Annotated in this window: 21 protein-coding genes and 2 pseudogenes; 7 read left to right on the forward strand and 16 right to left on the reverse strand. The window is 60.1% G+C overall.

Features of this window, described 5'->3' with window-relative positions; genetic code table 11:
* Nucleotides 1-394: 394 nt before the first annotated feature.
* Both BMI01S_RS31930 and BMI01S_RS41310 read left to right on the forward strand, forming a co-directional pair.
* Nucleotides 395-1,366 carry a CBASS cGAMP-activated phospholipase gene (locus BMI01S_RS31930; protein ID WP_028232494.1) on the forward strand — a complete coding sequence of 324 codons (972 nt, stop codon included), beginning with the start codon at nt 395-397 and terminating at the stop codon, nt 1,364-1,366.
* 79 nt (nt 1,367-1,445) lie between these two features.
* Nucleotides 1,446-1,901: a hypothetical protein gene (locus BMI01S_RS41310; protein WP_154671415.1), complete on the forward strand. Its 456-nt coding sequence runs from the start codon at nt 1,446-1,448 to the stop codon at nt 1,899-1,901.
* Nucleotides 1,902-2,225: 324 nt separating this feature from the next.
* Here the strand turns inward: BMI01S_RS41310 and BMI01S_RS44180 are convergent, their stop codons facing one another.
* From BMI01S_RS44180 to BMI01S_RS31990, 12 genes are all read right to left on the reverse strand, one after another.
* Nucleotides 2,226-2,435 (reverse strand): SDR family NAD(P)-dependent oxidoreductase, encoded by a 210-nt coding sequence (locus BMI01S_RS44180; protein ID WP_036046626.1) that lies wholly within the window; start codon nt 2,433-2,435, stop codon nt 2,226-2,228.
* Between the two features lie 203 nt (nt 2,436-2,638).
* Entirely contained in the window at nt 2,639-3,346 is a 708-nt protein-coding gene (locus BMI01S_RS31940) for a GntR family transcriptional regulator (protein WP_028232493.1), read from the reverse strand.
* 72 nt (nt 3,347-3,418) lie between these two features.
* Nucleotides 3,419-4,450 carry a proline racemase family protein gene (locus tag BMI01S_RS31945; protein WP_028232492.1) on the reverse strand — a complete coding sequence of 344 codons (1,032 nt, stop codon included), beginning with the start codon at nt 4,448-4,450 and terminating at the stop codon, nt 3,419-3,421.
* 12 nt (nt 4,451-4,462) lie between these two features.
* Nucleotides 4,463-5,944: an aldehyde dehydrogenase family protein gene (locus tag BMI01S_RS31950; protein WP_028232491.1), complete on the reverse strand. Its 1,482-nt coding sequence runs from the start codon at nt 5,942-5,944 to the stop codon at nt 4,463-4,465.
* Nucleotides 5,945-5,946: 2 nt separating this feature from the next.
* Entirely contained in the window at nt 5,947-7,020 is a 1,074-nt protein-coding gene (locus tag BMI01S_RS31955) for a proline racemase family protein (RefSeq protein WP_028232490.1), read from the reverse strand.
* 22 nt (nt 7,021-7,042) lie between these two features.
* Nucleotides 7,043-8,332, reverse strand: coding sequence for an NAD(P)/FAD-dependent oxidoreductase (locus BMI01S_RS31960; protein WP_042291966.1), 1,290 nt, complete (start codon nt 8,330-8,332; stop codon nt 7,043-7,045).
* Nucleotides 8,329-9,345, reverse strand: a complete 1,017-nt coding sequence (locus BMI01S_RS31965; protein WP_028232488.1) for a 4-hydroxyproline epimerase — start codon at nt 9,343-9,345, stop codon at nt 8,329-8,331. The genes BMI01S_RS31960 and BMI01S_RS31965 overlap by 4 nt, the downstream gene beginning before the upstream one ends.
* 51 nt (nt 9,346-9,396) lie before the next feature.
* The gene (locus tag BMI01S_RS31970) at nt 9,397-10,275 is read right to left on the reverse strand and encodes a dihydrodipicolinate synthase family protein (RefSeq protein ID WP_028232487.1); all 879 of its coding nucleotides are present in this window, start codon (nt 10,273-10,275) and stop codon (nt 9,397-9,399) included.
* Between the two features lie 37 nt (nt 10,276-10,312).
* On the reverse strand, nt 10,313-10,975 hold the full coding sequence (locus BMI01S_RS31975; protein ID WP_028232486.1) for an amino acid ABC transporter permease: 663 nt from the start codon (nt 10,973-10,975) through the stop codon (nt 10,313-10,315).
* Between the two features lie 10 nt (nt 10,976-10,985).
* Nucleotides 10,986-11,657, reverse strand: a complete 672-nt coding sequence (locus BMI01S_RS31980) for an amino acid ABC transporter permease (RefSeq protein ID WP_028232485.1) — start codon at nt 11,655-11,657, stop codon at nt 10,986-10,988.
* 8 nt (nt 11,658-11,665) lie between these two features.
* Complete coding sequence (locus tag BMI01S_RS31985; RefSeq protein WP_028232484.1) at nt 11,666-12,499, reverse strand: amino acid ABC transporter ATP-binding protein; 834 nt, start codon at nt 12,497-12,499, stop codon at nt 11,666-11,668.
* A 163-nt stretch (nt 12,500-12,662) separates the two neighbouring features.
* Nucleotides 12,663-13,496, reverse strand: coding sequence for a substrate-binding periplasmic protein (locus BMI01S_RS31990; RefSeq protein ID WP_028232483.1), 834 nt, complete (start codon nt 13,494-13,496; stop codon nt 12,663-12,665).
* Nucleotides 13,497-13,624: 128 nt separating this feature from the next.
* Here BMI01S_RS31990 and BMI01S_RS31995 point away from each other — a divergent pair.
* The 3 genes and pseudogenes from BMI01S_RS31995 to BMI01S_RS32000 all read left to right on the forward strand — a co-directional run.
* Nucleotides 13,625-14,072: pseudogene (locus BMI01S_RS31995) on the forward strand (IS3 family transposase); the annotation flags it as partial.
* Nucleotides 14,065-14,673 carry a LysR substrate-binding domain-containing protein gene (locus tag BMI01S_RS44185; RefSeq protein WP_161635559.1) on the forward strand — a complete coding sequence of 203 codons (609 nt, stop codon included), beginning with the start codon at nt 14,065-14,067 and terminating at the stop codon, nt 14,671-14,673. The pseudogene BMI01S_RS31995 and the gene BMI01S_RS44185, both read left to right, overlap by 8 nt.
* A gap of 136 nt (nt 14,674-14,809) precedes the next feature.
* On the forward strand, nt 14,810-15,529 hold the full coding sequence (locus BMI01S_RS32000) for an IS6 family transposase (protein ID WP_028232482.1): 720 nt from the start codon (nt 14,810-14,812) through the stop codon (nt 15,527-15,529).
* Nucleotides 15,530-15,621: 92 nt separating this feature from the next.
* Here BMI01S_RS32000 and BMI01S_RS44190 read toward each other — a convergent pair whose 3' ends face one another.
* Nucleotides 15,622-15,948 (reverse strand): tyrosine-type recombinase/integrase, encoded by a 327-nt coding sequence (locus tag BMI01S_RS44190; protein ID WP_081723567.1) that lies wholly within the window; start codon nt 15,946-15,948, stop codon nt 15,622-15,624.
* Complete coding sequence (locus BMI01S_RS41315; protein WP_051381549.1) at nt 15,870-16,445, reverse strand: site-specific integrase; 576 nt, start codon at nt 16,443-16,445, stop codon at nt 15,870-15,872. Before BMI01S_RS41315 ends, BMI01S_RS44190 begins: the two co-directional genes overlap by 79 nt.
* A 467-nt stretch (nt 16,446-16,912) precedes the next feature.
* On the opposite strand from BMI01S_RS41315, the pseudogene BMI01S_RS39695 reads away from it, so the two are divergent.
* A pseudogene (locus BMI01S_RS39695) lies at nt 16,913-17,131 on the forward strand (transposase domain-containing protein); the annotation flags it as partial.
* Between the two features lie 625 nt (nt 17,132-17,756).
* On the opposite strand, the gene BMI01S_RS32010 reads toward BMI01S_RS39695, so the two are convergent.
* Nucleotides 17,757-19,151 (reverse strand): extracellular catalytic domain type 1 short-chain-length polyhydroxyalkanoate depolymerase, encoded by a 1,395-nt coding sequence (locus BMI01S_RS32010; RefSeq protein WP_407669096.1) that lies wholly within the window; start codon nt 19,149-19,151, stop codon nt 17,757-17,759.
* Nucleotides 19,152-19,693: 542 nt separating this feature from the next.
* On the opposite strand from BMI01S_RS32010, the gene BMI01S_RS32015 reads away from it, so the two are divergent.
* Nucleotides 19,694-21,139 (forward strand): sigma-54 interaction domain-containing protein, encoded by a 1,446-nt coding sequence (locus BMI01S_RS32015; RefSeq protein ID WP_028232480.1) that lies wholly within the window; start codon nt 19,694-19,696, stop codon nt 21,137-21,139.
* A gap of 73 nt (nt 21,140-21,212) precedes the next feature.
* Here BMI01S_RS32015 and BMI01S_RS32020 read toward each other — a convergent pair whose 3' ends face one another.
* Complete coding sequence (locus tag BMI01S_RS32020) at nt 21,213-21,419, reverse strand: hypothetical protein (protein WP_028232479.1); 207 nt, start codon at nt 21,417-21,419, stop codon at nt 21,213-21,215.
* Between the last annotated feature and the right edge of the window lie 582 nt (nt 21,420-22,001).

Genomic DNA, 22,001 nt, shown 5'->3' on the forward strand with positions numbered 1-22,001 from the left:
GTGCGACACGCACACTCGTGTCCGGGTAACTCCAATGTTAGGAGCATTGAAAGGAAGTGCGGTCCCGGGGCGAAAGCTCCACGCGTTATTGTCCGGCCGATGTGCCCAATTAGGGTGCGTCGATAGAGAGACCTACCATGCGACTGGTAGTAGCCTGAGGAGACTTGCGTCACTGGCAACGGTGGGGTGGGAAGCTCTCCTGACAAAGTGCCCCATAAGGGTACCCGATGGCTGTGAAGCTATGGGGTCCGCCAATTATTCGCTGACGAACACGATCGTCCCGTGGACAGCACTGTGGCTCATGTACTTCGAAGACTGGCTTCTGACCGACGACTGGAAAGTGGACGGAAAGCACTCTGGCGACCTATGACGAACTCGAAGAAATGTCCTCTCTATCGACGGTGGTGGTATCAAGGGCGTCCTTGCCGCGGAGTTCCTTGCGACTGTTGAAGAGGCCACCAATCGCCGTATCGCCGACCACTTCGACCTGGTTGCCGGCACTTCAACGGGCGGAATTATCGCGCTCGGGCTGGGCCTCGGCATGTCTGCGCGAGAAATCGTGAATTTTTACGTCGACCATGGACCATCGATCTTCGAACAGGTCCGCGAAGAGAAAGCCGGAAGCTGGCTGAGCAGGTTCGCCATGCGATCCGCTGGCGCAGCACGAAACATGCAGCAAGTGCTCTGGCCCAAGTACGAACCTGCAAAATTGCGCAGCGCCCTCGAAAGCGTGATGGGACAGCGAGTTCGGGGCGACAGCCGTCTGCGGTTGGTCATTCCCGCCTATCACGCGGACAAGGAAGATCTTTACGTATTCAAAACCCGGCACCATGAGCGGTTGCGTGTCGACTGGAAGGAAACGGTGGTGGACGTCGCCCTGGCAACGGCCGCCGCACCCACCTACTTTCGAGCGCATGCGTTACCCAATGGCTCCCCGATCATTGATGGAGGAATCTGGGCGAACAACCCGACCGGCATCGCCGCCGTCGAAGCGCGAACAGTCCTCAACTGGCACGATGACGAACTGTTTGTTCTCAGCCTCGGATGTACTGAACAGCTGATCGACATCCCCCTGAATCCGGGATACAAGGACCTCCTTTCCAAGTCAACCGCGCTTTTCATGCAGAGCCAATCGCGCGGATCCATGGGCACCGCGTATCTGCTATCCAATCATTCTGAAGTTTCGCCGCGCGTTTTCCGCTACCATCCCAAGGTTGCAAACGGGAAATTTTCCCTCGACAAGACATCGATGATAGACAGGCTCCGCGGTCTTGGCTCCGCATGTTCGCGCGACGCGCTCCCGATGCTGATGCAGAATTTCCTGGACGCACCCACTAATCCCTTCACTCCAATACCGCACGGGTAGCGAGGACGAATTCGCCACGCAGCCTCACTAATAGTTGCCGATGCCTCTATCAATCTGTACTGCAAACCACAATTATTTCATGATGCAGAAAACAAACGAAAATAAACGGATCAATCGGCTTATCCTCTGGGCAAAGAGATATGCCAAGAACAACCCCATCGTATCCATAGGCTTCCTGAGCGGGGTAGTTGGCGGCGGAACGCTCTTCTGGTATTACCTGCTGCTTGGCCAGATACCTGACTTTACCCTGCCACAGACTACAGGACTCTTTTCTGCCGTGTTTCTTGCAGGCGCTATCGTCATTGCAGTATTTTCCCTGACCTGCGTGGCACCAGCTGCCCTCGCGCGATACGCGCTTGACGAAATGCTTCCCGAAGCGCCTGCTTTTTCGCATTACTGGACGCCGGGCGAAGCCAAAGCGGAGCGAGCAACCGAGGTCACCGCAAAAATGCGTGCAGAACTACTCGGCCGAGCATTTCCGGTTGAACTCAGCGTGTTGTCGATACTCGCATGGAGCAACGTCGGACCAACGTGAACATTTCTGAACAGAATGGGATCAACTGCCACCCTGGAATTCCAGATTCGGCGCGAGGGCGCTGCCATCGACAAGGAATTGAAATCCGCCAATCTCTTGACCTCAGCAGATGTTCTAGATCCGCTCGGCGATGGCAGCCTTCGACCAACCATATTGACGAGCGCTCAATCGGCTGATGATTTTACAAATGGAGATCCGAAGCGGCACCTCATTGCAGCGAGACGGTGCTACGCTTCGATTGCAAGTTGGCTACGGTCCCTTGGGAACAGCAATCGTCGCAGGCAGCCGACCGCGCAAAGTACGTACGCCTATCGTGCGTTATCGTTAATGTGCCGGCCAGCCGCCAGGTCGCCCTGCACGATGAAGCGCATTGCCGCCAATGCGCTCGAGGAGCGCCTCCGCCTTGGTGCGGTCGCGTCCGTAGTGAATAACGGGACGCGCGCCTTCCGAGGCTAGCCGCCCGACAATGGCCGCGCCAATGCCGCCCGACGCGCCTGTGACAAGAACATTTTGCCCATGAAGTGTTTGGTTCAACTGCCCCTCCTTGCAAAGACGGTTGACTCACCTGTCGCGCACTGCATCGGAATCTTTATGCGTACCGTTACGGGTAGCGGCGCATCCCTGCTACCCGCTGTGCAGCGTACGGTGTAAATCAATAGCCGATTGTCGAAAACAAAACAACAAATCAATAGCCGATTGTCGAAAACAAAACAACCTCAAGCGACCTGCGCTGCCGGTTACAACAGCGCCATCGATTCCGTCATGTTCTGACGCATGTAGTCGAGGAAGCGTTTCTGGAACAGCATAGTGTGCTCGTGCGCAAGCCGTTCTGCCGCCTCAGCGTCCTTGCGTGCAATCGCGTCGATCAATTCCGCGTGATCACGCCCGAGCTTCGTCGCGGTCGGTGACGTTACCGTGTAGTCGAAATGCAGATGCAGCAGCCGCTGCCCCTCGCCGAGCAGACGCTCGTAATAACCCACGAAGTACGGATTGTTCGCGGCATGCGCGATGGCCATGTGCAATGCCTTGTTTGTTTCCGACATCGCCTGGAAGTCACCGCTATCGACCGCCTGCATGTAGACGTCGTCGGCCTTCTGGATGCGTGCAAGGTCTGCGTCCGTGCGGTGCTGGGCGGCAAGCCGGGTGACCGCACGTTGGATCAGGTCCAGCGCGGAGATGTACTTCGGGAATTCTTCGATTTCGAACGGCGTGACGAGTGTCGTCCGGTTGGGCAGGATGGTCACGAGACCCTCGCTGATCAGCCTAGCGAGCGCATCGCGCACGGGTGAACGCGACAGGCCGAACTGCGCGGCCAGCGACACTTCGTCCAGCGGCGCACCGGGCTTGAGCTGCAGCGTCAGGATCTGCTTTCGCAACTCTTCGTAGATGTACCGTCCGCCATGCCGGCGACCCTGTGTCTCTGTCTCGCTCGTACCTTTGCTCATCGTTTCACCGCAGTCGTCGTGGGCCCGGAAAGACGGGCGCGCGGTCAAGTGTACCATCGCGCGCATCTCCCCTCAGACCTTCGGAAAACCCGAGCCCCACGTGTCGCTGAGCATGAAACCGGCTGCCAGCGGATCGTCTGGATCGACTCCAATTTGCTGAATGCCATATATCCACGCGCGGCCGCGTACTCGCGGGAGCACAGCCGGCCTGCCTCCCACCTCGGTTTTCCCCAGCAGTTCGATGTCGAACTCACCGCCGATCGTCGAGCGCGACTTCAGCCGGCTGCCGATGTCCACCAGGCCGCGCGCTGCGAGCGTCGCGAGGTTGGCCGAGCTGCCCGTCCCGCACGGCGACCGGTCGACGCGTCCTGGCGGCAGCGTCGTGCAGGTCTGGTACAGCGTGTCGCTGAGCCGGTTGCGGAACATCACGTACGCGACCTCGTTAATCTGCGGATACAGCGGATGCTGGATCCGGATCTGCCTGTTGATCACGTCCTTGAACGCAACACCAAGCTCGGCGAGTGCGCGTGCGTTTCCGGGCGCGATGGTGAGCCCTATTTGCGCCACGTCGATGAGCGCGTAATAGACCCCGCCAAAGGCGACGTCCGTCCTGATGGCCCCAAATTGCGGTGTCTCGAACGCGAAGTCCAGTTGCTCGACGAACGCCGGCACCATATCTAGCGACACGCTCACGCAACGTCCATCCGAGCACGTTGCACGAGCCGTCACCAGACCCGCCGGCGTATCGAGCACCACAGTCGTTTCCGGCTCCTGCATCTCGACCATGCCGAGTTCGAGCAGCGCCGTGACCACGCAGATCGCGTTGCTACCGGACATCGGATGCGCCTTGTCCGCCTGCAACACGATGAAGCCGGCGTGCGCCTCGGGACGCCTCGGCGGCAGCAGCAGATTGACGGACATCTGCAGGCAGCCGCGCGGCTCGAGCACGACGAGTCTGCGCAGGCTGTCGTCGACCTCGTTGATGTAATTCATCTTGTCGAGCATGGTCGCACCGGGAATGCCGACGACGCCTCCCGTAATGACCTTGCCGATCTCGCCCTCGCAATGCACGTCGACGAGTTGCAGCGTTTTCTTCCAGCGCATGATCGCCTCGACTTAATTGATGTACCAGCCCCACGGCTTGTCACTGTTGAAACGCGTGATCTGCTTGGTCTCGAGATAATTGTTCAAGCCCCACACGCCCAGTTCTCGTCCGATGCCGCTCTGCTTGTAGCCGCCCCAGGGCGCTTCCGTGAACGTGGGCTGCGAGCAGTTGATCCACACGATGCCCGCGCGCAGCGCTCGCGCAACGCGTTCGCAGCGCGCGTCGTCGCGTGACATCACGGCTGCGGCAAGACCGAAGCGCGAGTCGTTCGCGGAGCGCACTGCTTCGCCTTCGGTGTCGAACGGCCGCACGCACACCACGGGTCCGAAAATCTCTTCGCGCCAGATCCAGCTGTCTTCGGGCACGTCCGCGAACACGACGGGCTCCATGAAGTAGCCCGTGTCGAGATGCGCGGGCCGCGCGCCGCCCGTCACCAGCCGCGCGCCTTCCTGCTTGCCGCGCTCGACCGTTTCGCGCACCTTGTCGTACTGCCCCTTGCTGACGATCGGCCCGAGCAGCACGCCGTCATCGAGCCCGTTGCCAATGGTGATTTGGCGCGTTTCCTCTTCGAGCCGCTCGACAAGTCGTGCGTAAATGCCGCGCTGTACCAGCACGCGCGACGTCGCCGAACACACCTCGCCCTGGTTCCAGAAAATGCCGAACATGATCCATTCGACGGCCGCGTCGAGATCGCTGTCGTCGAAGACGATGAACGGCGACTTGCCGCCCAGTTCGAGGCTGACGTTCTTGATGTCCCGCGCGGCCGCCTGCATGATCCGGCTGCCCGTCGGCACGCTGCCCGTGAACGCGAGCTTGTCGATACCGGGATGTTCGCTGAGCGGCGCCCCCGCGTCGTTGCCGAAGCCCGTGACGACGTTGAGCACACCGGGCGGCAGGTGCGCCGCCGCCGCAATCCCGGCGAGTTCAAGCGCCGTCAGCGGCGTCAACTCGGAAGGCTTCAGCACCATCGTGCATCCCGCGGCCAGCGCAGGCGCGACCTTCCACGCCGCCATCAGCATCGGGAAATTCCACGGAATGATCGCGCCCGCCACGCCGATCGGCTCCTTGCGCACGACCGACGTGAAACGGTCGTCGGGTAGCGCGACGGGTTGCTCGGCATTGTCGTCGAGTGTTTCGGCGAGGTTCGCGTAGAACTCGAAGCAGCCTGCCGCGTCGCCGAGATCCCACAGCGCTTCGGGCAGCGGCTTGCCGTTGTCGCGCACTTCGATTTCGGCCAGTTCGCGCAGACGGTCGCGAATGCCCTTGCCGATCCGTCGCAACACAGCGGCCCGCTCGGCGCCACGCATGCGCGGCCACGGACCTGCGTCGAACGCCTTGCGCGCCGCCTGCACGGCGAGGTCGATATCCTCTGCCGTCGCAGCGGCCACTTTGGCGAGTACCTGCTCGCTGCTGGGGTCGATGGTGTCGAAACTGCCGTTGTGGACGGGCGCGACCCAACGGCCGTCGATGAAAAGTCGATCGTAGGATTTCATGTTCAGTTTGAAGTTGATTGACGCGATTTGATGAGCTTGTCGTCGACTGCTTCCAGCCATGTGTCGGCCACGGTGAAACCAGTCTGGAAGCGGTCCGTCGGATCGACTCCGATCTGCGAAATGGCAGTGATCCACGCCTGACCGGACACGACGGGCACCACGGCCGCGTAATTGCCGACCTTCGTTGTCGCGGCGACGCGGCTTTCGAATCGCGATCCCGTGATCGATTCATGGACGAAGGTTTCGCCGACGTCGATCAGACCGCGCGCGTGCAAGACCGCGAGGCGTGCCGACGTTCCCGTGCCGCACGGAGAACGGTCGCAACGCCCCGGCGACACGACGACGGTGTTGCGTGCAAACAGCTTGCTGTTTTCCCGCCGGAACGGGCCCATGAACTGCTTATTCGTGACGCCCTTGATCAGAGGATTGAGCGGATGCGAGAACGGCAACTGCTCGACGGCGGCCGCCTTGATTTTCTGGCCGAGCTCGCAAAGGTCTCGCGCTTCGTCGGGTGCGATATCGAAACCGAGCGCCTGCGCGTCGACCAGGGCATACGTCATGCCGCCGTATGCAACATCTATCGCGATGCTGCCGACACCGGGCACCTCGACATACGCATCCCGACGCGCGACAAAAGCGGGCTGGTTCGTGAACTCGACGCGCGTCACTTTGCCATTCGAGCACTCGCATCTCACATGAATGAGTCCAGCGGGCGCCTCCAGCACCAGTTCCGTGACGGGCTCGCGCATCGGCAGAATGCCCGTTTCGAGCAGCACAGTGGCGACGCACATCGTGTTCGAGCCGGACATCGCCACGTACTCCGTCGATTCACCGATCACATAGCCCATCTGCGCACGAGGATCCGTGGCGGGCAATATGAAGTTGACGTTGTGATTCACCGAGCCGCGAGGCTCGAAGAGACAGATCCTGCGCAGCTCGTCTGCGTGTTCTTCGAGATACAGCATCTTCTCGAACATGGTGCTGCCCGGCACATCGATCAGTCCTCCCGTTACGACGTTGCCGACTTCACCTTCGGCATGACATCCGACCATCGTGAACGTCCTGTTCCAACGCATCGTGTTCTCCGTGATGGTGACTCTAGAAGCGGTAAGCACTGAACGGCGTGAGGTCCTGTTTCGTCGGTCGTCCGGCGACCAGATCGGCAATCAGTCGTCCCGTCGTTGCGCCGAGCGTGAGGCCGAGCTGCCCGTGACCGAATGCCATGAACACGTTCGACAGTCTGCGCGAACGGTCGATGATCGGCTTCGTGTCCGACAAAAACGGGCGATAACCGACGCCGTATTCGACCTGCGAAGTACACATTTCGGGCAACACGCGTTTCGCCTTGTCGAGAATGATGTCCGCGCGCCTGAAGTCCGGTTTGGCGCCGTGGCCTGCGAACTCGATCGTGCCGCCGATCTGCAGACCGCGCGTCATCGGCGTGAAGCAGAAGCCGCCATCCGCATAGATCGTCGAGTGGCGGATCTCCACGCCCGGGTCGGAGACGACGGCCTGATATCCGGCGATACCCGTCAGCGGCACGTCGATCCCCAGTGAACGGAAGAAGCGCCGCGCGCCCGTGCCCGCGGCGACGATCACATGCCGGGCGGCAATGCGCTCGCCGTTGGCCAGCGTGACGCCCGTCGCCTGGCCATTCGATTCGTCGATGCGATCCGCTTCCGTGCGAATCCGGCAGCCGCCCTGCGCGATGAAACTCGCCGTGAGCGCCGCGATGAAGCCCATCGTGTCGCTCACTGCACGCCAGTCCGGAAACATCAGCCCGTGTGAGAACCTGCCTGCGAACGCCGGTTCCAGATCGCCGATTTCCTTCGCGTTCAGCCGCTGGGACTTGAAGCCGAGCGACTCGCGCAGATCCAGATGCGGCTGCTCGTGCGCGAGCGCGCTGGGATCGTCGAATACTTCGAGGATCGGCCGCTCGCCCATCAGGGTCTTGTCGTCACAGGCGTCGAGCAGCGGCGCGAAGTCTGCGTAGACGTCGTGCGTCAGCGTCGCCATCGACTGGGCAATCTCGACGATCTTCGCGTGCCGCGCGCACATCAGAAAGCGCACGAACCACGGGACGATGTCCGGCAACGCGCTGGGACGAAGCGATAGCGGTCCCTTCCGGTCGAACAGCCAGCCGGGCACTTTCATCAGCACGCCGGGCTTCGAAAGCGGAATGACTTCGCTCACGGCCATCTGGCCGCAACTCCACTTCGCCGTGCTGTTGCCGGGCGCTTCCGGGTCGATCAGCGTGACGACGTATCCGGCGCGCTGCAGATAGAGCGCGCAGCACACGCCCACGATGCCACCGCCGATCACGACGGCAGATTCCCGGCTCGCAGGCAGCGTGTCACGCGAAACAGTGTCGCGAGGAACGGCGTTCAATTCGCGTACTCCTGCAGGCTGAAACCATGAGCATAGGGCTGGGTATCGTCGACATAGTATTCTGCCCGCCCGGTAATCCACGCACGTCCTTCGACGCTCGGCAACACCGCGTCCAGACCGTTCCCGAGTCTCGTCGTGCTTTCCACGCGGCCCGTAAAGCAACTGCCGATCAGGCTTTGATGCCGGAAAGCTTCACGTTGCGCGAGCAGTCCGCGTGCGTAGCGCTGTGCAACGCGGGCGGAGGTGCCCGTGCCGCATGGCGAGCGGTCGATCAGACTGTCGCCTGCGATCACGACCGCGCGCGCATCGGCGTCATCCGAGACGGGCGCGCCCGTCCACATCGCGTGTCTGACGCCGCGTATGGACGGGTCGTCCGGATGGACCACGTCGAGCGCTTCGTTCACCGCCTGTTGCATCTGGCGGCCCCACGCAAGCAGCTGGTCCGGCGAGAAGTGTTCGCAGCCGGGAAAGTTGGGCTGGACTTCGACGATCGGATAGAAGTTTCCGCCGTATGCGATATCGAGCGTGAGTCGCCCGAAATGCGGGTGCACGATCTCGACATCGCGATGCAGCAGAAAGCTCGGCACATTCGTGAAGCGCACCGACGCTACCCGCTGGCCGTCCATCTCGTAGCGCGCGTGAAGCTTGCCCGCAGGCACGTCTACGACGACGGTGCTGGGCGACTTCGGCCGCACGAGTCCCGCTTCGAGCGCGAACGAGATCGAGCCGATCGACGCATGGCCGCACATCGGCAGACATCCTGAAGTTTCGATAAACAGCAGGCTCATATCCGCGTCGGCGGAAACGGGCGGATACAGCAGCGTCCCGGACATATGCGCATGTCCGCGTGGTTCGAGCATCAGCGCGCGACGAATCCAGTCGTGGCTCTCGACGAACGCCTTGCGGCGCGCTGCCATCGTCGCGCCTGCGAGGGCCGGCATGCCGTCGATCAACATGCGCACGGGCATACCTTCCGTATGCCCTTCGATGCTCACGAAACGGTGTCTGCTCATTCGATTGTCCCGAAAGAGGAAAGCCGGCGGCCTGGTCCGCCGGCACGGTCGTCAGGCCTGTACTGCTTCGAAGACACCACGGAAGTCGGCCTTTTCTTCGTGGGTCAGCGGCTTCAGGGGCATGCGCGCAGCGCCGACCTTGAAGCCGGCCAGCTCGCAGCCGTACTTCACCTTCTGCACGAACTTGCCTGCTTCCATCGTCGCCATGACGGGGAACAGCGTGCGCATCACGTTCTGCGCGCCGCGAATATCGTCGGCAGCGAACCTGTTATAGAACTCCACGACCTGCTTCACGAAGCAGTTTGCGGGACCGCAAATCCAGCTCGTTGCGCCCCACAGGAAGAAGTCGAGCGCCTGATCGTCGGAACCGCACGACAGCTGGTAGTTGCCCTTGTACTTCTCACCGATCTCGATGGCACGCAGCAGATTGCCGCTGCTTTCCTTGATACCGACTACGCGCGGATGGTCCTTGAACGCATCGAGCACGCCGAAGCCCACTTCGACGTTGGTGCGCACCGGATAGTTGTAGAGGATCACGTTGACGTCGGGCACCGCTTCGAGAATCGCCTCGTAGTGGCCGATCAGTTCTTCCTGCGACGGCAACGCGTAGTACGGCGGCGCGATGAGCACGTTCGTGTAGCCCGCATCGCGCACCAGACGTGTCTGCTCGATCACTTCGCGCGTGCTCGAACCGTTCGCGCCGCCGATCAGCGTGCCGCGCCCGCCGACCACTTCGCGCACGGTCTTCAGGATCGCGCGGCGTTCGTCGTGCGTCAGTGCATAGTATTCGCCCGTCGAACCCAACGGTACGAAGCCCGTCACGCCCGCCTTGAGCTGGAATTCGAGGATGTTGGCAAGGGTGTCGTGATCGACGGCGCCCGAGGCATTGAACGGCGTCACGAGTGCGGGCAGGATTCCCTTCATCTGCATGATTGTTTCTCCACTTAACGATGGACTGGTTGGGGTATCAGGCAAAACGCGAAAGCAGGCGTGTCTCGACCACGCCGACGAGACGCGTCAGCGGGAATGCGACAAGGAAGTAAATGATCGCGACGGTGGTGAGAAACTCGACCGGCCGCGCCGTACTGGTCGAAATGCTCTGGCCGACGAACATCAGATCGGCGACGCCGACGGACGAAATCAACGCGCTCTCCTTGAACAGGCTCACGATGTTCGACAGCAGCGGCGGAATCGCGCGCAGCAGCGCCTGCGGAAAGATCACGTAGAGAATCTTCGCGTGCGCCGACAGACTCAACGCGATGCAGGCGTCATGCTGCTCGGTCGAAATCGACTTCAGCGCGCCGCGGAATGTTTCACTGGTGATGGCCGCCATGTACAGCGTCAGCGAAATCACTACCGACAGATACGGCGGAATCTCCACGCGGAAAACCACGGGGAAGCAGAAATACACCCAGAAAAGCTGGATCAGCAAAGGCGTGCCGCGAAAGAACTCCACGTAGAGCGACGTCGCTGCTTTCATCCAGCGCGAAGGCGACATTCTCAACAGGCTCAGAACGAACCCCGCGAGGCTTCCGATCACCGCGCAACTGCTCGTGAATGCAACCGTGAGCGCGAGCCCTTTGAGCAATACCAGCCAGTACGGCAGCACGGCGGAAAATTCAAGGTGCATGGTCTTCTCCTCAACGGCGGACGGCGAGGTCCTGACGACGCTCGATCACATGCACCAGCCTGGCTATCGGCAGCGAGAGCGCGAAGTAAATGAGTGCGACCAGCGTGTAGGTTTCGAGCGGACGATACGCTTGCGTCGCGAGGCTCTTGCCGACATACATCAGGTCCGCGACGGCCACGATGGCCACCAGCGCGCTCTGCTGCAGGCTGCCGATGCCGTTGGTCATCAGCACGGGCATCGCACTGCGCAGCGCCTGCGGCAGCACCACATAAAAGGTGCGCTGCCACGGCTTCAGTCCGAGCGCGATGCAGGCATCGAGATGCTCTTTCGGGACTGCCTGCACACCGGCCCGATAAGCCTCGGCGTTGAAGGCTGTCAGGTTCAGGCCGAGCGCCAGCACGCCCATCATGATCGGGTCGATGAAAACGTCGACCATCATCGGAATGCAGTAGAAGAACCAGACGATCTGCAGCAGCGCCGGCGTGCATCGAAAGAACTCGATAAAGAGTTGAGCGGGCCAGCGAACCGCGGTCCAGCGGCTCATCGCGAGCAGACACAGGAAGAAGCCCAGCACGAGCCCCATAGCGTTCGAGGCGATGGCCAGTTCGAGCGTGACCTTGAGCCCGGCAAGCAACGCGTCCGCGCTTCCCGCCAGAAAACCGAAATCGAAGTGGTAGTTCATCGCGGGCCTCAGTCGAGATGCAGCACTTTCTCGAGGAATTCGCGGGTGCGTGCTTCCTTTGGGTACCTGAACATGTCGGCGGGTGCGCCCTGCTCCACGATTTTTCCGCTCGCGCAAAACACCACACGCGTAGCGATATCGCGGGCGAAATGCATGTCGTGCGTCACGATGATCATCGCCATCTTCTGTTCGGCGAGTTGCAGCATCACGTTCTGCACTTCGATGACCATTTCCGGGTCGAGTGCTGACGTCACTTCGTCGAATAGCATCAGCTTCGGCTCAAGCATCAGCGCACGCGCGATCGCTACACGCTGCTTCTGACCGCCCGAAAGCTGGCTCGGATACGCATGCAGCTTGCTCTCCAGACCCAGCCGCGCGAGATACATGCGGGCGCGCTCGGTGGCCTGCGCTTTGGACAGGCCACCGACCTTCATCGGCGCGAGGACGAGATTGCCCAGCACGGACAGATGCGGAAACAGCGTGTAGTGCTGGAACACCATCCCGATCTGCTTCTGCAGCCGGGCGTCGATGCGCTTCGAGCGGCCCGAGTCCGCACCGTAGATATACGGCTTGCCCTGGAAGCCGATCCGTCCGCCCTGAATGCCTTCCAGTCCCATCATCACGCGCAGCAGCGAACTCTTGCCGCTTCCGCTCGGGCCAATGATCACGAGGCGGTCGTCGGCGCGCATGTCGAGATTCATGTGGTCCATGACCACCAGGTTCTCGCCGTAGGACTTGTACACATCATCGAATTGCACGAAATCGCCCATCGTGGACGGCGTGAAGTCCACCACAGCCGGTGGCGTGTGAGATTGGGCAACCATGGTTTGCGATGACAGCATGAAGTCTCTCCAGCGGGACGCGCCTTACGCGCGCGAAGGTGAGTCGAGGCCCGCGACCGTGGATGTGCCGATGTCGTTGCGTCTGGTACCGGCCACATAGACGCAAATCGCGCTGCCAGCCGCGAGCGAGCGAACGCGCTCACTCGCGACATGGCAGCAAGCGTCACTTGTTCGACGCGAGCATGGATTGAACGGAGGTCTTGATGAGGCGATTGACCGCGCCGGAACTGACCTGCTCGCTCACGTACTTGTTAAGTACCGCGATGTCGGCAGCTGGCGTGTCTTTCCTGATGCCGAAAGCGACTTCCTGCTGCGCGAGCGGCGGATTCGGCTGAATCGCGACGGCCCAGTCGGGATGCGCCTCCGTCAGCAGCATGTTCGTAGTGTTGGCGTCGGCGAGAAGGTCGGCGCGTTTGGACATCAGTGCGAGGCGGGTTTCGTCGTTACCCGGCAAGCGCATGATTTGCGCCTGTTTGAAGACGGCCGTGATCGCCTTGTCCTGCGCGGAACCCGACATCACCGCGACCGTCACACCCGGCTTGTCGATTTCGGCGATGGAATGGGCGCCCTTCGCGATCTTCGGGTTGTTCCTGTTGTAGACGAACGAAACGTTGTAGTCCGTTGCGGGCGCGGAAAACGAGATCGCTTTCTCCCGCTCCGGCGTGTCGTTGAGCGCCATCGACAGGTCCCATTTGTTCGACTGAAGACCGGCGACGATGTTGTCCCACGTGGTATCGACGAACTCGACTTTCACTTTGAGCACGTTTTGGCCGAAGTTGCGGCACAACTCCGAGAAGAAGCCGCTGTATTCGCCCGTCTTCGGGTCGCGCATGACGTACGGCGGCGCAACCGCGGCACCGCAACGCAGGACGCCAGCCTCCTTCACACTTTCCCAGCCGGCGGTTCCGTCGGCGTGCGACGGCGCGCTTGCAACGACGCAACTTACCGCTACGAACGACAGGAACGTTTGACGGACAAAACGGGACAGCCGAACCATGGTGACCTCTCCTTTAAGGGTATTTCCGAGGACGGAACACGTGTACCACACATCATTGCGTGCTTCTATGTGTGCATCGATGTATGCATCCTAGAAAATCATAAATGGATCTGTCAACCAGGAAATTGCTGAAGCGCGAAGGCATTGTCGTGGCGCGCTTGCACGGTCGAGCGGTTGATGAAGCAGATGGGCCTGCGCGGCGTGGTGCGCGGCAAGACGATACGCACGACAGTGAGCGATGGCTCGACGCCGTGCCCGAAGGATCTGGTGAAGCGGCAATTCACGGCCGAACGACCCAATGCGCTGTGGGTGTCAGATTTTACCTATGTATCGAGCTGGCAAGGCTTCGTCTATGTCGCGTTCATCATCGACGTGTTCGCCCGGCGCATCGTCGGCTGGCGTGTGTCGAGCGCGGCGCGCACGGACTTTGTTCTGGACGCCCTGGAGCAGGCCTTGTACGAACGACAGCCGGCGCAGCAGGACGGGTTGATCCATCACAGCGACCGCGGCGTGCAATACGTATCGATACGCTATACGGATCGGCTGGTTGAGGCTCCCAAGCCTGGGCTTGAGCCTGATTCCGTGTGCAGTCGAACGATTTCGAGCAGTCTGTCCAGACGTGTCCCTGAGAATCGACACCCGACACACTGACGACCTTCTCGCAGGCCTTTTGACGCGCGATCTGGACCTTGCCGTCGCAATCGATCCACCGTCTCGCCCTGGAATAGAACGGGTGGAACTTGCGCGCTCACGTGTCGTGATGGTCGCCGCCCGCGGCCATAACGACAGAGAGTTACCCTCTTCGCTTGAGGCCTTTGTAGCAAACGAAAACTGTATCAGCATCGGGACGGAGGACCCACTCGGGGAAGTAATAGGTAGCGCACTGGCTGCGCACGGTTTGACCGAATACGCTCCGTCGATTGAAGTCTGCACTTGGTATCTCGCGCGTAGCTTTGCTGCACGAGGCCTGGGCCATGTTCTGCTTGATGAGCTGACCGCGCGTGCACCTGGGGAACCGGTCACCATCTCCCCCATTACTCAAACTGTATCGGTTGGGATATTCGCCCTGTGGAGCGAGGGTCACCCGCACTCACATGCCAGAGAAGTCTTTATTGACACATTGCGCATACCTATCGAAGGAACGTTACCCGTCACGGAAGCCGCACACCGTGCTTGAAAAATAGACAAGCGAAGGGGAGTCAAGCAGGTGTCGAACTCATGACGGTCCCATGCAAATATCACGTGCGCGGACGATGTTCACAATTCACGACGGCTCTGTCAGGTTGACGCAGTAGCGGGGGTAGAATGAAGCGATGAAGAAAAGAAAGTCGCTTTATCACGGTCACCGCTTCCCTGCCATCGTCATCAGCTGCGCGGTTCGCTGGTATTTCCGGTTCAGCCTGAGCCTGCGCGATATTGAGGAGTTGTTGCTTGAGCGTGGTGTCGTCGTCACGTACGAAACAATCCGTTGCTGGTGCGACAAGTTCGGCACTGGATTCGCCCAGTGTGCAAAGGCGGCGCGGCGCAAGCGGGGCAGCACATGGCATCTGGATGAGATGTTCGTGACGCTGCGCGGGGAGCCGTATCTGCTGTGGCGCGCGGTCGATGAGCATGGCACTGAACTCGACGTTCTGGTGCAAAAACGACGCGACACGGCCGCGGCCAAGCGCTTCTTCCGGCGGATGCTGCGATCAAACCCGGTGCCGCGCAGGATCGTCACTGACCAGCTACGCAGCTATCCGGCAGCGAAGGCCGAGATCCCGCAGCTCGCCCACGTGAAGCACGTTTTCGTCAAGGCGGCTGCACGCGTGAACAACCGCGCCGAGAACAGCCACCAGCCGACCCGCAGACGCGAACGCCAAATGCTCGGCTTTCGCGATGCGCGTCGCGCTCAGGCGTTTCTCTCACGGTTCGGCCCGATCCGGCAGCACTTTGCTTTGCCCAGACATCGAATGAAAGCGGCAAGTCATCGTGCCGCACTCCAGGAACACCTCTCCACATGGTACGGTTGGACAGGAACTGTCTCAATCTGACGTGCCGGACCCAACAGCGATCGAGGAGGAACCTCCGTTGCGGAATCGAATTAGTACGTCGGCGATTTCATTGAATGGGGTGCCGACTTGTGTCATCCGACATGCCATCGTGTACCGGAAGACGTGCGTCCCGCGCACGCGTTGCTGAAGTCCGCAACGTAGCGCACCGCGTTTCTCACGATGTCCAGATTGGCTTCAGTATTGAGCGGTGGACGATGGCGTACAAAAACCTCGCGCCGCGTCGTTTGAGGTCGCCCGTCCCGCAGGTACCTAGCGATTGCTTCGCCGGCTTGTTGAGGCAACGGCACGATGTCAATTCGACCGCCCTTACTGTGCAAATTCAACGTCCCAGCACGCCAGTCGATGTCACCAAGGCACAGGTGAGCGACTTCTGTGCGTCGCAAGCCGAGGTCCAGCAAACAACGTGTATGGCATAGTCGCGCATGCCGGTCGGATTGTTGTGGTCAAAGGCACTGAGCAGTTGCCTGATCTCCACAGCCGATAGCACATCGGGCAACCCTGCGAGCCGCCATGAAGGTACACGCGGCAATGCGGCGATGAGCGCTGTAGTTGGGATGCCGTGACTGGCCTTGAATCGGAAATAGCGGCGCAGCGAATTGCTCACGCCCCTGATGGTACCGGGTGCGAGGCCACGTGTGCGGTGCAGGACAAAGCGGGAGACATCATCCGGCTTGAGCCTGGAAATGTCGACCTTGCGGGTACCAAACCGATCAACGAGAAATTCTCCGACATGTAGCTTCCGTGCACTTCGGGTGCTATCGGCGAGCCCGCAAACTTCCATCAAGTGGTAATCGAAATCGGTAAGCTCTCGTGCGATGAACACCGACGCATTCGAAACTGGCTGTGCATGGGTGACATCCGGCATCTCCAAGGAACGCATCAATGCGGCATGCATGTCGGCTCCCGTTCTTTTGCATTTGCCCGTGCAATGGCAGTGCGGAAGATGGTCGTAGAGAAATCGATCAATCAATGGTCCACTGAGTTCACGCAGGCCAAATCCCTGACCTGATATCCAGTGCACGAAGTGCGCGACACTCCGGAAATAGCTCTCGACAGTTATCTGCCGATATCCACGTTCGGTCAGATATCGGCAGTATGAATCCGCATGCGCCCCCAAGCCTGTATCGGAAAACCACCGTTGCGCAAGGATGTGGCCGGGTCTGACGCGTTAGTGCGTTGGCATGATGACTCTCCTCAAAACGACAAGACAGAAAGAGGAAAGTACTCCAAATTATGAAAGGTTGCGGGACGCGCTCCACGGATTCTAACCGTGGAAACAGGGACTATTGTTTGCACGTCGGAGGCGAACCTTCGATAACTATCGGGTGTTGATAATTCCTCTTAGGGAAGTGTTTCCCTAAGAGGAAAAACTGGCTCTTTAGTGATACTGAGGATGGCGCGAAGGCGAGCGCCACCGTGTACAGCTTGATGCTGACGCGCCGAACCTGCGGTGTCGATCCATACGACTATCTGATGCACATACTCACCGAAATGCCGCAGCGCGCACCGGATGCAGACGTGACTGACCTGCTGCCATTCCACTACGCCCGACAGCAACGGGAAAAGGCACAATCCGGCTGACAGACTGGATGCGCGTCGGCATGCGTGACCGACGCGCATGTTCACCGCTACGATCCAGACATCGCCTGCCGACTTCGGCCGTCGCGATGCGACCGCGCTCGCCCGCTGATTGCAAACGATTCTCCATTCGGCGTGTCGAAATCACCACTTACAGCTTACGCTACTCGGACTCGGCCGCCTCCAGCCGCAGCGAAGCTGACATCGGAAGGTCGTCGCTAACCTCTATTTGCGTGGTAGTCCTCATCATTCCTGCGCTTCCACGCAGGCTGCATCAGCTCGTCCTTGTAACGCAAAAATCGCGTGTTTTGAACCACGCCCTATTTTGAAAAGGCACAGCTTCCGCAGGCAATGCTCAACCGGCTGGCCGCCCTCCGGAATCCGGAGATCTACCGGGCTTTGGGGCGCGGATTCAGCGTATGGGACAAGCCACGCATCATTGGGTGCGCCGAGACGCGCCACGTCGCATTACCGCGCAGATGCGTTGACGACGTCGTGCCTGTGCACGGACAGATCGTTGCCCAGTCGCGTCGCCCTCTGTCGTGCCGATTCTCTCGTTGAAGCTCAGCCAGTTGTGCAACTGGACGGCTGTCAGTGCGTTCAGGTGTTTCATTACACGTGACCCGCGTTATGGACAATTGCCAATGACGTAGTATCCGGCCGACGTCTGCGCTAGTGTGTTCGAATAAAAGACGTTGTCCAGTCCCATGCTCTGGTTCGACCCGTCCGCATAGGCCGTGCCGCCGGAATCATGCGCACGGGCCGCCTGTACATGCGCATAGTTAGTGGCTGTCGTCTCGGTACACGCGAAGCTCGATTGCGTCGTCGCAGATACCGACGATGATTGGGCGCTCTCACCCGCATTCCGATCGATTTCGGTCACTGTATAGGAATAGGTCGTCCCTGCGATCAACCCTGAATCGGTATAGCTGGCAGACGTGGACGACCCCACTTTGCCTCCATTGCGATAGACGTTGTAACTGGCTGCGTTAGCAACGGCATTCCACGACAGCGAAATTGTGGTCTGTGTCGTACCCGACACTGCGAGGCCGGTCGGTGCGGAGCCTGACGGTGCCGGCCCGGACGCCGCGCGAAGGTTATTCTTGACCCAATAGTCCATCAGGAAAGCTGGATAGTTGATGTGGGTAGCATCCACGTAGTTAGCGTTGTTGCCGCCAGACCCGGCTGGCCATGCGTGCGCCATGCCGGAAACCGAGACATCGTGCGTCCGGAGCTTTCCGCTGCTGTCGGAATAAGGAGTGTTCGTTCCGCCGCCCGGGATCGTCACTTTCGCGCCTTGGGTAAAGGTACCCCCGTAGAGGATTCGAAGAGCCGCAGTGTCGAGCGGGCCATACGCCTGCGAGACCGTGTAATCCGATGTTCCCCAGACCGCGCCTGCGATCTGCGTCGAGAACATGCTAACGTTGGATCCCGCCCATGCCTTGCACTGGTTCGCAGCTGTCGTCGACGTATAGCCGCTTGGCACATAACCGATCTGCGCCGTGGTCGTTCCCGGCGGCGGCCCGGCATTGATTCCGATTCCTGCGAAAATGTCTGGGGCGACGCAACCCAGCACCATCGTCATGCCACCGCCCGAGGACAGGCCCGCGACGTACACCTGATTAGGATCGATCGCGTACTGCGAATTCGATACAAAGCGGTTGACCAGATCCAGCAGCACACCGACATGCCCGGCACTACGGCTAGGGGACGTGTTCGCATAATCCCAGCAGTGATTGCTATAGACGTTACCGGTTGCATTCGGCGCCAAAACAATCGCGCCGTACTGATCTGCAATCGCTTTCCAGTTGAAACCGGCCGCACTGCTGTTGTTGATCACGTCGCCGGATGCAGTCTGCAAACATCCGTGTAGTACCAGTATCAGCGCCCGCTGGCCATTGGGAGTCGTTGGCTGGCTCGCCGGCCAGTAGTAATAGCCGGTCAGGTTGCCGCCGTTGACGGAATCAGCGGCCCAGGTCTGCTGCTCACTCCATGTTCCGGGACCGGATGTCACTGCGGCCATCGCAGACGTCGTCAGCAGGGCGACGAAGAATCCGACGATCCATCGGCATTGGGGTCGTGAAAACAGTCGCATGGCGTCTCCTTTACTTGTATGGATACTGCGGATGAGACAAGCCGAGTGGACGTAGTGGGCTATCCTACATCGAGCGGCCGACCGGTTCGGTGGAGCAAAGCGACACTTCGCCAACTGCGTTGAGAAGCAAACGGACGAGCCGCCGTGCTTGGCACCGCTGCGAACCACAAGCAGCATCCATGCCGAAACTGCATTGGTCGCAGCCATATAACCGACGCGAACGGCGCGTCCTTAAACGAAGACTGCTTCACCGCTTTTTTTCCGCCATTCAGATCCAGAATCGACATTGAGGAATCCACACTTCATTTCCGAAAAATGTGCCGGTACAAGCGATAGGACGGGATTGGTAGGTGGAAATCCCACTCCCGCGCGAATCCACAACTTGAGACACTGCTCACCTTCGTCTCTAATCCGAGACGGTTCCGAGCAAGCGGGACCGGGCGGCAGTGTCACAGAAGGAGAAGATCCGAATGGCAACCGAGGTCGGCACCATCCTCAGCGACTACAGCTATGTGTGGGGACGCGCAATGTGTTCGCTCTTCGAAACATTCAACCATTCCAGCGAGGGCACTCTGATCGTTGACCGACAGGCCAGAGTCGTCTGGATCAATGAGAAATATGCTGCTCACTTCGGTTTTTCCGATCCCAAGACCGCGATCGGCCTAGATTGCGAGGCCGTTATCCCCAACAGTCTCATGCGAGAAGTCGTCGAAACCGGAAAACCAATTCTGCTCGATATACTTGAAACCGAGCATGAACCTTTCATCGTAACGAGATTGCCACTGAAGGATGACAGCGGCACCACGATCGGCGCCATCGGCTTTGCCCTCTTTGGGAAATTGAAAGCACTCACCCCGTTCTTCAGCCAGTATTCGCGCTTGCACGCAGAGCTCGTCGGGACGCGAGATGCGCTAACGCCACGGCGCCCCCGCTACGGCCTGTCGGATTTTGTTGGGACGAGCCCTGCTAGCATGGAAGTGAAGCGCCTCGCGCGACGCGCGGCCCAAGTCGATTTTCCCGTGCTTCTACTGGGTGAAACCGGAACCGGCAAGGAATTGATCGCGCACTCGATACATGGGGCATCGGCGCGCACCTGCAAGCCGTTCGTCGCCGTCAATATCGCAGCGATTCCCGATTCCCTGCTCGAAGTCGAACTTTTCGGCGCCGCGGCAGGCGCCTATACCGGCGCAGACCGCAAGGGCCGCGTGGGTAAGTTCGAACTGGCTAGCGACGGCACGCTTTTCCTGGATGAAATCGGTGACATGCCGCTTCCGCTGCAGAGCAAACTCCTACGCGTGCTGCAGGAAAAGGAATTCGAGCCGCTTGGCTCGAATCGCGTGGTCGCGAGCAATGCGAGAATCATTGCGGCAACCTCGGTCGCGCTTGCCGAGCTGGTCGCCGCACACCGCTTCCGCGCTGATCTCTACTATCGGCTCAACGTGCTCACCATTCGAACACCGCCGTTGAGGAAGCGTGCGCACGATATTGCCGCACTTTCAGACATGATCCTCGATGAGTTAGCGGCAAACCACCATATCGGCCGTCCAGAACTCAGTGAAGATGCATTGCAACTGCTTCGTGAGCACGCGTGGCCTGGCAATGTGCGCGAATTACGCAACACGCTCGAACGGGCCGTGTTGTTTGCCGATCGCCAGTGCATCGACGCCAACATGCTGGCTGCATTCGTCAACGACATCGATGCGACGGTCGCTGAGCCAGAATTTTTCCGCAAACAGGGGGAGGCGTGTGACCTGGTTATCAACGAGACAAGTTACGAGAACGCGCTGCGGATGTTCGAAAAGCGGTTTCTCAGTGCGGCACTGCGATCCGAGGACGGATGCGTATCGAAGGCGGCCGCGCGGATCGGTATCGGACGCGCGACCTTCTATAAGAAAATGACCGCACTCGGGATTTGATATGGATCGACACTAGCCGCTCCGCGCGCCTGCCGAGCCATCCCGGTGAAGCTCGCGACGCACGAATCGACGCTCAGGATGACACGCAATGGAACGCCAATGCCCGGATCGACCCGTTCGTCGCCCCCCGTGCACGACACGACTTCGAGACGCCGATGCGTGCCAATAACTTGAGCGATTCGAGCTGTTTCTTGATCTTCATTTCCACGTGCATGGTATCGCCGCCAACGCGGTATCGGACACCGCCGAACTCTTCCGCCGCGTCGACGGCGCGCCACATTAAGGCGGCGGCTAAGACGATTTCGTGATCCGTCAGTGATTACGCTCGACGCGATATGTCAGGAAGGAGGCGAGGTTCAAAGCTGCGTTACACATTGGGGGTCATCTGGAGCGCCAGGTGATAATGGTGCCCCAATTTTTCATCTGCGGCATCCATGACTCAAAACACCCGATCTGCCGTCGGCAGACTTCTCAGCGACGACAAACGCAAAGCGATCGCACTTCAGGCCCTCGCGCGCACCGAACCAATCAGTGTGCTGGTTGAGCGTAACGGCGTGAGCCGCCCGACGGTCTACCGACAGATCGGCACGGCTCGTGCAGCGCTCGATGAAGCCTTTGATACCACGCGGGCAGCCGAAGATCAGGTGCCTTTCATGCTGCCGGTCACCCGCCATTGGCTCGATCAGGTCATCGTGGCGCTCACTTCATGCACGACCTGCTCGGCATCTCGACCAGCCTGGCAACGATCCACACCGTTCTCCAGCAGGCTGCGCAGCAGGCCATCGCCATCAACGCCGGTATCGATCTTTCACCCATCCGGGTGGGTCTGCACGACGAGCTCTTTCAGGGTTCCCAACCCGTG

This window comes from Paraburkholderia mimosarum LMG 23256 = NBRC 106338 (assembly GCF_000739815.1).
In the GTDB taxonomy this organism is placed as follows: domain Bacteria; phylum Pseudomonadota; class Gammaproteobacteria; order Burkholderiales; family Burkholderiaceae; genus Paraburkholderia; species Paraburkholderia mimosarum.